We start from the raw sequence: 12,955 nt of genomic DNA, 5'->3' as shown, positions 1-12,955 counted from the left end.
CAATAATGGGTAAATATTTTGGAACAGATGGTGTCAGAGGTGTAGCAAATAGTGAATTAACACCTGAATTAGCTTTTAAATTAGGTCGTTATGGAGGGTATGTGTTACTTCAACACTCTGACGTTGAACATCCACGCGTGCTAGTTGCGCGCGATACACGTATCTCTGGAGAATTATTAGAGTACGCTTTAACAGCAGGATTATTATCTGTCGGAATCGAAGTTATGCGCTTAGGTGTCATCTCAACACCAGCAGTGGCTTATTTAACAAAAACTCAAGGAGCAGCTGCCGGAGTCATGATCAGTGCTTCTCACAATCCAGCACAAGACAATGGAATTAAATTCTTCGGAAGTAACGGATTTAAACTATCTGATGATCAAGAAGCAGAAATCGAAGCATTACTAGATAGTGATGCTGATGAGCTACCTCGCCCAAGTGCAGACGGCTTAGGAGTGACAGATGATTTCCCAGAAGGTTCTATCAAATATATTCAATATTTACAATCAACCATCTCAGCGAATTTAAATGATTTGAAAGTGTGTGTGGATGCTGCCAATGGTGCAACAGCCCCATTAGTAAACCAATTATTCGCAGATTTAGAGACTGATTTCTATACAATGGGAGACCGTCCCGACGGAATTAATATCAATAATGGAGTCGGATCAACTCACCCTGAGGCTTTACAAGAAATGGTTAAAGAAAAAAGTGCAGACCTTGGAGTTGCTTTAGATGGCGACGGAGACCGTTTAATCGCAGTTGATGAGACAGGTGCCATTGTTGATGGTGATAAGATTATGTTTATCTTAGGTAAACATTTACAATCTCAAGGACGCTTAGCTAATGATACAATTGTATCAACAGTTATGAGTAACATTGGATTCCATAAAGCTGTTGAAGAAAATAACATGACAGCTTTAAAAACTAAAGTTGGAGATCGATATGTTGTCGAAGCAATGCTAGAAGGTAACCACACTTTAGGTGGAGAGCAATCAGGCCACATTGTGATGTTAGACTACAATACAACGGGTGACGGGTTATTAACAGCCGTTCAATTAATGGCTGTTATGCGTGAAACTGGTAAAAAATTATCAGAATTAGCGGGTGAAGTGACCATCTTCCCACAAAAATTAGTGAATATTCGTGTTCACGACAAACACACTGTCATGGATGAGCCAGAAGTGAAAGAAATCATCGCTAAAGTTGAAGCAGAAATGGATGGCGACGGTCGTATCTTAGTACGTCCAAGTGGTACGGAGCCAATCTTACGTGTGATGGCGGAAGCTTCAACACCTGAGCGTGTTGACCGTTACGTAGATCAAATCGCAGACGTGATTCGCGACATTCGTGGTATGGAGTAAGCAATTAAACTTAGTACTGAAGAAGTCATTTCTTCAGTACTTTTTTGTTTTAAGACAAATCATCTAAAAAGTAGAAAAAATGGGAGGCAAAGTCGTGATGACGCAGTTAAATGAATTAAATAAGAAAGACCGAACAGTACATTGGCTTAACACTCATCAAGCTGTCAATTTAAGCTGTATCCATTGCCAAGAAGCCTTAAAGTTAGACTCGCATAGTTTGGTGTGCAAGAATGATCACCGTTTTGATATGGCGAAACAAGGCTATTTTTTCATGGCAAAGAAAGCATCGAATACAAAATATGATGCGTCCTTGTTTCACTCAAGACGTGAAATTATTTTAAATACAAAGATGTATCGACCTCTGCATGAATACATTGGAGAGTATCTGAGTGAACATCATGGAAAAGATATTTCAATCATTGATGCAGGAAGTGGAGAAGGCAGTCACTTGTGGCAGATGAGTCGCCAAGTTAAAGAGAATGAGTACAGTTTGATAGGGATTGATTTAGCAAAAAGTGCGATTCAAGCAGCCACAGATTATAATGGGCATATGTTATCGATGATTGCGGATTTGGCAGAGTTACCTGTAGCTAATCATCAAATAGATATCGTCTTTTCAATATTTTCACCGTCAAATTACTCGGAATTTGAGCGTATTTTAAAGCCGGAAGGGGAACTCATCAAAATTATTCCTAACTCAGGTTATTTACAAGAGATAAGACAAGCTCTCATAGATATGGAAATTGGAAATATCCACCCATACTCTAATGAAGATGTTATCGAGGTCTTCAAAACGCATTATCCAGAAGCCAAGATGAAAGAAATTAAGGTGACGCAAAAGTTAACGGACAGTCAGTTGGAAGATTTAGTCGTTATGACGCCATTGACTTGGCAATTAAGTGATGATGAACACCAAACATTACTGACAAAGCTTGATGGTTTCATTACCTTGGATGTAATCGTATTACATAGTAAGATTTAACTATCCCCAACACTAATTAGACAACATTTTGTTCATTATAAGGGGAAATTTTTGCAAGAATATGATACGCTATTCAGTAGTGATTAGGATGAGACATTTATTGAGTGAGATATGCTCCAACCCTAGCTAATAAAATACTAATAGAGGATAGATTTTGCTTCATTATGGGATTCTGACTTAGGAAGAGACATGTCAATCAGTAAGTGCTAAAAACTAAAATCACTTTTTTATATTTAAAGAAAAGGGTGGGGATAGTTATGTACATTTCAAATATCAATTCATCATCAATCAAATTACATGCAATAAATAAAGATGAAATGACTACAAAACAACCGATAACTATTTATTCAGAAGATCAGGTGACATTGCTTTATATCATTAAAGGTGGAGGAAATTACGAAACCAAGTTAAGCAATGGGCAATTTAAAAAAGAAAATTTAATCATATTAAATCCTGGGATGAAACTGACAATCAAACCACTTCGTAAGATGGAGTGGATAAAATTTACTTTATCAGGAATCTTATTTATTTCGAGCATCGACATCGACTCAACTAAACAGCTATATATCATTCACGATGACTCACGCCAAATGAAAGCTTATCTAGATTTAGCGCTTGTTGAAGATGCTAATGAGTTTGAAGGGACTGCTTTAATAACTAAAAAACTCATTGAATGTGTGGTAGCACATATATTAAGAAGTAAAGATTTGACGATTAAAGATGATAATGTGCAAGTTGAGGACGATGAAATTCAATTAGTTCAACGTTTTATTCGAGAGAATTATTCAAAGCGTTTGACGCTAGACCAACTAGCGAGTCATATTTGCATGAAGAAGTATTACTTTATTCGTGTGTTTAAGCAACGGACAGGTTTGTCGCCGATTGATTATCTCATTCAAGTTCGTTTAGCTGAAGCGGAAAAACTATTAGCAGAATCAAATTATACGGTTTCTAAGATTGCGGATTATGTCGGTTTTCATTCGCCATCCTATTTCTCAAAATCATTTAAAGAAGTGAATGATTGTACGCCGTCTGAATATCGTAAAAAAAATACAAAAGAAATGAATAAACGTATTTCATAATATAACAGACACTCCCTAAAGTAAGGTAAAGCCGATACTTTAGGTTTTTTTGTAAATAAAAACGAGTCCCGAAGAACTCGTTAAAAATTATTATAATAGCTCACCGTATCGTTTGACATAGTAGTACTTTACGATAGTGACTAGAATTAAGTAAGCAATAACAATACCTAAGAGCAGAAGCCAAAAAGTATCTGGAAGCGCCGTTAAGTCTAAGGCAGTTCCTAATTGTGTATATGGCACAATCGTCCCAATGACAATTCCTAACAACGTGAAAAAGGTCATAACCGTTGATGGACGACTTTCAATGAACGGTAACTTTTTAGTGCGTAATGTATATAATACTAGAGTTTGTGTCCATAAAGAGACAACAAACCAACCCGAATGGAATAAAGCAATGAATAATTCTTGTGTTTCTGAATTTAGGCTAGAATAGTTACCACCTAAAAACTGCGGTAAGATAATTAGGAATAAAACAGCAAAACTCAGAATATCAAAAATTGAACTTGTTGGTCCAAACCAAATCATGAATCGTTGAATACTAGAAGATTCCCATTTTTTTGGTGCTTTTAAATATTCTTCATCTACATTATCCCAAGGCATTGACATACAAGAGATGTCATATAGTAAGTTTAAGAATAAGAGTTGCATGGGTAGCATAGGTAAGAATGGTAGAAAAATACTTGCAATCAGTACTGAGAACATATTTCCGAAGTTAGAACTCGTTGTCGCATTAATATACTTCATTATATTTCCAAACACTTTTCGGCCTAGAATAATCCCTTTTTCAAGGATCATTAAATCTTTTTCTAACAGAATAACATCTGCAGAATCTTTGGCGATATCAACGGCATTATCTACAGAAATACCGACGTCAGCTGCTCTCATAGCAGGTGAGTCATTGATTCCATCACCTAAAAAACCAACAACATGATCATTTTTTCGTAATAAGCGAACGATTTTTGCTTTTTGTGTTGGATTGAGTTTTACGAAGACATTGTAAGTTTCGACAGCTTCGGCTAATTGATTTTCGCTCATTTGACTCACGATGTCACCAGTTAAGTAATGTTCCGCATTAATTCCAACTTGTGAACAAATCGCTTGAGTAACTAAAGCATTGTCACCGGTCAATATTTTCACGTTAACATTATGATCTCTTAAAGCATTCAGAGCTTCCTTCGTCGATTCTTTAGGAGGATCTAAAAAGGCTAGGAACCCAATGAGAACCATGTCAGACTCATCTTTAACTGACAGTTCGCCAATTCCTGCAGGATTTGTTTTTTGTGAAAGTCCAAGAACACGTAAACCATTAGAATTCAAATCATCCACTGTGTTCAGTACATTTACTTTTGCTTCTTCCGTGAGTGGTTGGACTTCACCATTGATTTCAACGTATTGACTAATTGAAAGCATTTCTTCTATAGCGCCTTTGGTAATCATTTGCGTTTTCCCAGTTAAATCTTCGACAACTACGCTCATGCGTCGACGATTAAAGTCAAAGGGAATTTCATCGATTTTTTTATAGTTAAAAGTTTCAATCTCGAATTCTTTTTCGGTTGCTTCAATAACGGCAACATCCATGAGGTTTTTTAAACCTGTTTGGTAATAACTGTTTAAAAATGCATGATGGAGAACGCGTTTATTCTCATTGCCGTCAATATCGAGATGATATTGTAGGACGATTTTATCTTGAGTAAGTGTTCCTGTTTTATCAGTACAAAGAACATCTATGGCTCCAAAATTCTGAATTGAGTTTAGGTTTCGAATGACTGTCCCTTTTTTTGCCATAGTACTTGCACCTTTGACTAAGTTAGAAGTGACAATCATGGGTAACATTTCTGGGGTGAGGCCAACCGCAACTGAAATTCCAAAAAGTAAAGCTTGTAACCAATCATCTTTTGTTAAGCCATTAATCAGAATGACAGTTGGAGCAAGGACCATCATGAAGCGAATAAGTAATTGAGATGTGCTTTCGATTCCTTTATCAAAGCTAGTTTTTACCGGTTCTTGATTGAGATCTTGAGCAATTTGTCCGAATAGAGTATTGTTTGCAGTTCGTACAACAATACCTTCAGCAGTTCCGCTCACAACTTCGCTTCCCATATATGCTAACGTGTCGTAGTTCGTTTCAGAGTCGGATTCTGTAATAATCGTGTTCGCAAATTTTTCAACCGGGTAACTTTCTCCAGTCAGGGATGTTTGAGAGATGAATAAGTCTTTCGTCTGGATTAAACGAATATCTGACGGAATCATATCCCCGGCTGAAAGGTGTACAATGTCACCTAAGACAATATCTTCTGTTGGGATTTCTCTAAACGTTCCTTCGCGTTTCACCGTTGAAGTAACTTCAACTAATTGATTTAAAGCTTGAGCCGCACGGTTTGACCGAACAGATTGAATAAATGACATCATGCCACTAAGTAAAACTAGCAAAATGATAATGACCGCACTGGTCGCATCTTTCTCGCCTGGATTGACTAGAATATACTCAGTTAAAAATGAAATGCATGCCAGTACAATAAGTACGAGTGTAAAGGGAGAAGAGAACGCATCAATAAACACTTTCCATAAGGGTTTATCTGCACCATAATTAATTTCATTCTTTCCATCAATACTTTGAATATCTGCGGCTTCTGGATATGTAAAGCCCTCTTGTTTTATACCTAATTGTTTCATTAAATCTTGAATGCTTAGACTTGCTAAGTCAAAGTAATTTAATAATTTATTGTCTTTCATTGTTACTGCCTCCTTAATTAATATTAATGAGACTTCAAAAGTGTGAGACATCAGGAGATTATGACAGTCGACAAATAGGCACGACCTGATGCATCGACGATATTTAGTTGAAATCTCTGTATCCTGGACGAGTCCATTTGTTTTCCCTCCTTTTTTTAATTAATCGTTGGAAATTCATAAGAAATAGAAAAAGCCCTCACTTATGCAAGTGAGGACACAAAAAAACGCACAAAAAAAAATTTATACGGATTCTTTGTGGAGTTTCAGCACTATACATCGTAAACAATAACTGTTAGCTACATTATGAAAAGCCTTATTTCGACAATTCCTGTTATACCCATTGGCGTCTCTGGACGTTTTTGGGCAGTAGCCTATGTATGTATAGGAGCCTCACCTAACAAATCTTATTAAATTTTCCAAACTCAACTATATCATGCAGGAAGAAAAAGGCAAATTTAATTTTAAAAAATAAGCATTCTATCTATTTTGTTAGACAGAATGCTTTTAAAATTTGTATTTAGTTTTAATCAGTACTGTGCTTCTTACGGAAAGCAGAGGGTGTACAGTGATTTGACTCTTTAAAGGTCTTTGAGAAATGAGATGGTGAGTGAAAACCAACCATATCAGAAATCTTAGAAATGGTAATGTTTGAAGTAGCGAGTAACTTCTCAGCTTCGGCTAAACGCACATGAATTAAGTAATCAATGGGTGATAGACCCGTTTTTTGCTTAAATAGACGAATTAAATAGTACTTGTTGATTCCAACGTGATTTGATAAATCATCCAATGAGATTTTTTGTGAATAATTTTTACGAATGTATTGTTGAATACGTTCGATTTCATCATTCTTCACTTGAACACTTGCATCTTTAATTGATAACTCGCTATTCTTAAGCACGTGCACCATAATACACTCAAGTAATTTCTTAAGAATTAATTCTGTTCCACGGAAACGATGTGTATGTTCTAAGATAGCAAGATCTAAGTAACGTTTAATTGATTGTGATGTATCTTCAGTTACGAACATCTGGCTTTTTGAATCAATATCAAGGCTTGAAGTAAATAAAATGCCAGTCAAAGTGATTTTAATCCACTCAACTTTACGGATTGTTGTTAATTCCAATGTTGTTTCAGGATTAAGTAAAATCATGTCGCGTTTCTTAACTTGACCTTCTCGATCATTTACATTGAAATCTGCCGCACCTTTAAGGATGTATAATAATGTTAAATTGTTTTCTGAAAAAACAGTAATAGATTTACCTGTTGTTGGAATACTTTCAGTTTCGATTGACTGTAATTTAATTGAAGACGAATTAATATTTGATATATACATAAACCTAACCTCCTTTTTTCAAAAATTGAGTAATCATTTTTATAAATACATTATATTACACATAATGAATAATATAAATGTTTTTTACTAAATTCTCACGATTTTTTTATCAGTATCTTGCTAATGACTACGAAAACGTACTCAAGACCTGACTCACAAACAATATTAACATGCTAACTTCAACAAATAAAATAAAATAAATATATTTTGTAAAAGTATTATTTTGTTTTTAAATTTCGTGGGGAATACCCAAAAAATTCCTTGAATTTTGTAGAAAAATGGTTTGATGATTTATAACCACATTCTTTTGCGATATCTTGTATTGATTTGTGCGTATTTTCTAACAAAAAGTGTGAATGATTCATCCGACAGCGAATGATATATTGATGGGGCGTCAAGCCCAATTCATCATGAAAAACAGTAATAAAATAATCTGAACTTAATTGTGTTTGCGCTGCAACATCTTTGACAGAGATTTTTTTGTGAAAATTATGTTCGATAAAATACTGGGCTTGGCGAACATTTTCGCTGATATGGAAGTGTTCAGGGCCATCATACATTTGAGTCGTGTTAATATTGTCATAAATCATAACTAAATTGAAAATATGTTCCATTATAGCATTAAAATGTCTCGAAGGGGAATTAATTTCATTTAACAAGAGTGTTACAGCATGTTTTAGACTATTATTATCTATATTGACTATCTTAAATTGGTCAAGATTTCTCTCACCCTGCTCCCGTTGGTTCACTGTGTATTCAATTATGTGTAAATCTAATGGAGAATGTTCGTCAGATGATAGGTTAAAGGGGATGAGTCTAGGGATAAGTATGCAAAAAGGACCTTCAAAACTGAAGGTCTCATATTTTGTTGTTAATTCTCCTGCTCCTTGCGTAACATATAGAAAAGTATAAGTTGCAAAGCCTGGGTAACACACTGAATTACCTGCTGCAAGGGAATCTGATTGAATGCGAAAAGGGTAATAGAGAGAGTCCGAAGGATTTATTCGGTTATGTGCGTTTGTGTTATTCATCTTAAAAGAACAGATTAGCCAATAACTTCGTAGTCACTTGGATCTAACTGGCTTGCTGCAGCTTTATCTAATAAGATGACAGTATTTGAGTGGTTTTTTAAGACACTTGCTGGAACATCAGGAGTAACTTCACCATGGACAGTCTCTTTAACTGCTCTTGCTTTGTTTTCTCCGAAAGCCATCAATATAATTTGTTTAGAATCTAAGATAGAACCAATCCCCATTGAGAAAGCTTTTTTAGGAACGTCTGCTTCTGATTCGAAGTTACGTTTGTTCGTTTGGATTGTTTCGTCAGTTAAATCAACTAAACGCGTTTTTGAATCAAAAGGACTACCTGGTTCGTTGAAACCAATATGCCCGTTTGAACCGATACCTAAAATTTGTAAATCAACTGGATTCTCGCTTAAAATTATGTTGTAATCTTCAATTTCTTTCTCAACATCAGTTGCTGTTCCATCAGGAATATGCGTTTGTGCAAATGGTTTTGCATCAAATAAATGTTTTTTCATGAAGTAAGCATAGCTTTGATCGTTATCAGCAGGTAAACCATAATATTCATCTAAGTTTACTGCTTTAGCGTCAGTAAAGTCTAAATCAGAGTCACGGATAATTGAGTATAATTCCTCAGGTGTCGACCCTGTAGCTAGACCAAATGTGTTTGCGCCAGATTCTAAAGCTTTTGCGACTAAATCATAAGCGTATTGTGATGCTTCTAGAGATGTTTCAAATACAAAAATATTCATGTATATCCTCCTTGTTATTTGTACAATTTATTTTACTTTATAGCGTCTATATTATGCAAGTTCTTATTAGTATTTTACAGCAATGTGACAGAATAGTTTCTATTTATATTAAATTTATTATGATATGGCTACAAATGTATGTTAATCGCCTTCTTTAGTAAATATTATGATATATTTCTTTTAAGGAAAAATTAAACTAAAGGAGGCTCTTATGAATTGTAATAAGCGTAAGCAAAATTTCTTCTTGGGCTTAGTTGTTTTGTTGCTTTTAATTTTTATAAGTAGCCAAACATCTCAAGTTCAAGTAGCAGCCATTGATAACTCTTCAAACGAAGGAAGTTATTTAGAAGATGGTCGTGATGATTTTGAACAACCCATTGCAGATGGTGAAGAAGGGGAGTTACCACCTCCACCAGATCCACCTGAAAATATTGAATCTGAACCTGAAGAATCGAGCAGTGATGAATCAGAAACACCGCCAGAGTCATCAAATCCAGGTTCAAGCCAAGAAACAGGTTCAAGCCAAGAAAGCGGAGAAGAAGTAGGATCCTCTTCACAATCAAGTGGAGGAGATAATAGCTCAAGCAGTCGACCAGAATCCTCAACGATAGAAACACCTGGAGATATGGATTCTTCTGAAAGTGTGGATGAAACACCTGAAGGCGACGAATCAACTCAAGGAAACGAAGCAAACACGTTACCATTTGATACAGTTATGGCTTCAAACAGTAACAACTCAAATACTTCATTTCGTCAATTTGCTAATATAATGGTGGAATTTGGAAGAAGACAAAGATATTCTATACCGATGATTTCCAAAGCTTTAATTAGTGCGGACTTTGTTCCGGTGTATTGGTCAAGTTCATTCATGCCGTTGTCTTATATCTATGAGGTAATTTTTTTCAGATTACAAATTTAAATTATATCTAGAAGAATGTAAACATACGCTGTTTGCATTCTTTTTTTGCATACAAATATGATACAATAAATGAGAATTTAACAACTTTTAGGAGGACTTTCAATTGATTAAAGCAATTATTTTAGATAAAGATGGAACATTAATAGAGTTAGGAAAGACTTGGGACCAACCAAGTGTCGATGTGACTAACTTATTATTAGATAAAACCGATTTGAATGATGAAGACAAAGAAGCATTCAGAAAGCATATGGGTGTGGAAGGTGATATGGTTGTGGCTAATTCAATTTATGCTGCGGGCAGTATCATTGACCAAGCTAGAGAATTTAGTAAGATTTTGGATATGCCGGTCTCTGAAATTGAAGAAATCTTAGAAGATACTTATTTAGACTATGTCAAAGGTCACGGTGAGCATGTATTGGTAATGGACGGCGCAATGAATGCACTGGAAGCCCTCAAAAATGATTATATATTAGCTGTTGTTACCAATGATAATCGCCGGATTGCTGAGGAGACGTTAAAGTTAGCAAACATTGATCAATACTTTGAATTTGTTGGCGGTGCCGATGACTTTGGACCAAAGCCAAACCCAACTGCTCTTCACGAAATTGCCAGACGATATGATATTCGTTTAGATGAGATGATTTATGTCGGCGACTCAACGGTTGATATGGAGTATGGAAAGCATACACATGCATCGATTGGTTTAGCTACTGAAGAAAGTCACCGTGAGCATCTTAAAGAAGCGGATTATATTATTAGCCACTTTGATGAATTGCTAGATACGTTAGATATTATTAATGCAGCTCAGTAAAAGACATTTAGAAAGGAATAAAGTAAATGAACAATAAAAAAAGTCTTAGCCTCCTTGTGTTGGCGCTTTTATTCGGTTTATCTTCACCTGTCATAACTACTTTTGCAGAAAATATCTCTCCCATCGAATCAGTTGAGTGGGGACAAGAGTCTACATCGGAAGCTCCAGCTGAAGAAGAAAGTCAAGAAAGTTCTGATGAATCGGTAGAGGAGACTTCAGAAGAAACATCAGAAGAGGCAACAGAGGATGCATCAACTGAAGAGAGTTCGGAAGTTGAAAGTATTGTAGAAACTGAGGAAGTACCAATGGAATCAGCTTTGGATACTTCTTCACCGCTTGCCTTTTTAGAAGGTGTGAGTCAATTAGAACAACGTTCAGTTGAATATGCTAGTTTTGTTGTTGTCGGTGAGGAAATGGATTTAATCTCTCAAAACTCATTAAAAGACGGGGATAAATATTATACCGCTCAATTAAGACCTCCTTATTTACCGAGTGCCATCTTCTCAAGAAGTGACCGTGAGTCCATTCAAGAAGCACATATTTCAGTGGATGATTTAATTCAATATGCTGCCGATGCTTTGAATACACAGCCTCAAATTTATGCTGGGACGGTCGTGGAAGATTTTTATGTCTTCACTCAAGAAAACTATGACGAACTTCAAGGGAAAGTTGTGCAATTGGATTCGACTGAAGGTGGTTTAAATAGTGCCAATTTAGAAATGTTTCGAGTGGAAGATTTCTTAACAGAAGTTGCGATCGAGTGGTTGGGTCATGAAGAAGTCATCAATGCGTTTGAAGCGAACGAGATGGGCGAGCAAGTCATGATTGCGGGTGACATTGGAGCACTTTACAATGAAATTGCGCAAGCGAAACAGGAAGAATACCCAGAGTTATCTGAGTTCTTCGATCGAGCGACAACGGCGATTGAAGGGACGATGAACGTCGACTACGAGAACGGTGTGTTCGGCATGGGACTTGTTGCGATGAATGATGAGGAGCAAATGACGGGTATTGAATTATACTTACTTGAAAGTGCGGGGACGATCATTGATTTCACAGATGAGATCGTTTATTCCTATGAAGAGTTCGCTGAATTTGTAGGCTTTGATGTTATTCAAGAAATCAATGAACTAGAAGCAACACTCACACCGGATTTGTTCGAGACAACTGAAGAATAGAGGTAAATTATGCAAGGTGTATGGAATGAATTAAAGAGACCGTGGTCTGATCAAGTAAAAGGGAGTTGGTGGAAAGCCCCGCTTTTGATTGCTGCCTACTTTTATGTACGGGTCTTAGCTGAGACATGGGTCATTCGGAGAGGTGCGCTAAATGCTGAAGTTGAATTAACTGTTGAAACTTTGACAGAAGGTAATTTACTTAATTTAATGACGCATGCACCGATGGAGTATTTTCTACAGACGCTTGGTCTAACAGTTTTAATCATTGTGACAGGCAAGCTTTTAGGCTTTAAATTTTTTGATTTTAAAACTTTTACTTGGCAAAATATTGCCACAGCACTGAAAATATATGTATTCATTTATTTACTTCAAGTGCTACTTAATATAATTACTATGATTGCGGCACCGGATTACGTCCAACCAGGAAACCAAACGGCGGTCGAGTCCTTAGTTCAAAATATGAGCCCAATTTTAATGTTTATTAATATCGTTATTTTAACGCCGATTACTGAGGAGTATATCTTAAGAGGATTAATCATGAAGTATACATTCTCTTTAATGCCAATCATTGGGGCATTTGTGGCTGCAGTCATCTTTACGATGTTACATGGTCCAGCTAACTGGATTGATTTCATGGTGTACTTTGTATTATCTGCAGGGTTTACTTTTGTTTATTTATATACGAGACGCCTTGAATATCCAATTCTTTTACATATCATTCAAAACTTCATTGGATTTATGTCAATACAAATGCTATAATTCTATGGTGATAACCAAATTATAAT

The 12,955-nt window shown here is 36.0% G+C and carries 11 protein-coding genes and 1 riboswitch; of the genes, 7 read left to right on the top strand and 4 right to left on the bottom strand.

Annotation, left to right across the window (positions count from 1 at the left end):
• Positions 1–5 precede the first annotated feature (5 nt).
• The 3 genes from glmM to ACEN4N_RS00700 all read left to right on the top strand — a co-directional run bounded on the left by glmM (position 6) and on the right by ACEN4N_RS00700 (position 3,422).
• Positions 6–1,358 (top strand): phosphoglucosamine mutase, encoded by a 1,353-nt coding sequence (gene glmM / locus ACEN4N_RS00710; RefSeq protein ID WP_407089623.1) that lies wholly within the window; start codon positions 6–8, stop codon positions 1,356–1,358.
• A 97-nt stretch (positions 1,359–1,455) separates the two neighbouring features.
• A complete protein-coding gene (locus tag ACEN4N_RS00705; protein ID WP_407089622.1) occupies positions 1,456–2,340 on the top strand; it encodes a methyltransferase domain-containing protein in 885 nt (294 codons plus the stop codon).
• A 257-nt stretch (positions 2,341–2,597) separates the two neighbouring features.
• A complete protein-coding gene (locus ACEN4N_RS00700; protein ID WP_407089621.1) occupies positions 2,598–3,422 on the top strand; it encodes a helix-turn-helix domain-containing protein in 825 nt (274 codons plus the stop codon).
• A gap of 90 nt (positions 3,423–3,512) precedes the next feature.
• Here ACEN4N_RS00700 and mgtA read toward each other — a convergent pair whose 3' ends face one another.
• The 4 genes from mgtA to ACEN4N_RS00680 form a co-directional block, all read right to left on the bottom strand.
• Positions 3,513–6,155 (bottom strand): magnesium-translocating P-type ATPase, encoded by a 2,643-nt coding sequence (gene mgtA / locus ACEN4N_RS00695; protein WP_407093496.1) that lies wholly within the window; start codon positions 6,153–6,155, stop codon positions 3,513–3,515.
• Positions 6,156–6,397: 242 nt separating this feature from the next.
• Positions 6,398–6,564, bottom strand: a riboswitch (M-box (ykoK) riboswitch).
• 114 nt (positions 6,565–6,678) lie between these two features.
• Positions 6,679–7,488 carry a helix-turn-helix domain-containing protein gene (locus tag ACEN4N_RS00690; protein WP_407093495.1) on the bottom strand — a complete coding sequence of 270 codons (810 nt, stop codon included), beginning with the start codon at positions 7,486–7,488 and terminating at the stop codon, positions 6,679–6,681.
• Between the two features lie 218 nt (positions 7,489–7,706).
• A complete protein-coding gene (locus ACEN4N_RS00685; protein ID WP_407093494.1) occupies positions 7,707–8,519 on the bottom strand; it encodes a helix-turn-helix transcriptional regulator in 813 nt (270 codons plus the stop codon).
• A gap of 14 nt (positions 8,520–8,533) precedes the next feature.
• Positions 8,534–9,262 (bottom strand): glucosamine-6-phosphate deaminase, encoded by a 729-nt coding sequence (locus ACEN4N_RS00680; RefSeq protein ID WP_407093493.1) that lies wholly within the window; start codon positions 9,260–9,262, stop codon positions 8,534–8,536.
• Between the two features lie 211 nt (positions 9,263–9,473).
• Between ACEN4N_RS00680 and ACEN4N_RS00675 the strand changes: the two genes are divergently transcribed.
• From ACEN4N_RS00675 to ACEN4N_RS00660, 4 genes are all read left to right on the top strand, one after another.
• On the top strand, positions 9,474–10,181 hold the full coding sequence (locus tag ACEN4N_RS00675; RefSeq protein WP_407093492.1) for a hypothetical protein: 708 nt from the start codon (positions 9,474–9,476) through the stop codon (positions 10,179–10,181).
• A gap of 103 nt (positions 10,182–10,284) precedes the next feature.
• Positions 10,285–10,992 carry an HAD family hydrolase gene (locus ACEN4N_RS00670; RefSeq protein WP_407093491.1) on the top strand — a complete coding sequence of 236 codons (708 nt, stop codon included), beginning with the start codon at positions 10,285–10,287 and terminating at the stop codon, positions 10,990–10,992.
• Positions 10,993–11,018: 26 nt separating this feature from the next.
• Positions 11,019–12,170, top strand: coding sequence for a hypothetical protein (locus tag ACEN4N_RS00665; protein WP_407093490.1), 1,152 nt, complete (start codon positions 11,019–11,021; stop codon positions 12,168–12,170).
• 9 nt (positions 12,171–12,179) lie between these two features.
• On the top strand, positions 12,180–12,929 hold the full coding sequence (locus tag ACEN4N_RS00660; RefSeq protein WP_407093489.1) for a CPBP family intramembrane glutamic endopeptidase: 750 nt from the start codon (positions 12,180–12,182) through the stop codon (positions 12,927–12,929).
• Positions 12,930–12,955 lie beyond the last annotated feature (26 nt).

The sequence above is a fragment of the Ruoffia sp. FAM 20857 genome, assembly GCF_045528645.1.
In the GTDB taxonomy this organism is placed as follows: domain Bacteria; phylum Bacillota; class Bacilli; order Lactobacillales; family Aerococcaceae; genus Ruoffia; species Ruoffia halotolerans.
The sequence above is the reverse complement of the archived record's forward strand: the minus strand, read 5'-3'. Positions and strand labels throughout refer to the sequence as shown.

Bases quoted from the DNA above. Each gene is read 5' to 3' on its own strand.
- ACEN4N_RS00665 (WP_407093490.1), top strand. From the start codon at position 11,019: ATGAACAATAAAAAAAGTCTTAGCCTCCTTGTGTTGGCGCTTTTATTC.
- ACEN4N_RS00700 (WP_407089621.1), top strand. From the start codon at position 2,598: ATGTACATTTCAAATATCAATTCATCATCAATCAAATTACATGCAATA.
- ACEN4N_RS00660 (WP_407093489.1), top strand. From the start codon at position 12,180: ATGCAAGGTGTATGGAATGAATTAAAGAGACCGTGGTCTGATCAAGTA.
- ACEN4N_RS00705 (WP_407089622.1), top strand. From the start codon at position 1,456: ATGACGCAGTTAAATGAATTAAATAAGAAAGACCGAACAGTACATTGG.
- glmM (WP_407089623.1), top strand. From the start codon at position 6: ATGGGTAAATATTTTGGAACAGATGGTGTCAGAGGTGTAGCAAATAGT.
- mgtA (WP_407093496.1), bottom strand. From the start codon at position 6,155: ATGAAAGACAATAAATTATTAAATTACTTTGACTTAGCAAGTCTAAGC.
- ACEN4N_RS00675 (WP_407093492.1), top strand. From the start codon at position 9,474: ATGAATTGTAATAAGCGTAAGCAAAATTTCTTCTTGGGCTTAGTTGTT.
- ACEN4N_RS00680 (WP_407093493.1), bottom strand. From the start codon at position 9,262: ATGAATATTTTTGTATTTGAAACATCTCTAGAAGCATCACAATACGCT.
- ACEN4N_RS00685 (WP_407093494.1), bottom strand. From the start codon at position 8,519: ATGAATAACACAAACGCACATAACCGAATAAATCCTTCGGACTCTCTC.
- ACEN4N_RS00690 (WP_407093495.1), bottom strand. From the start codon at position 7,488: ATGTATATATCAAATATTAATTCGTCTTCAATTAAATTACAGTCAATC.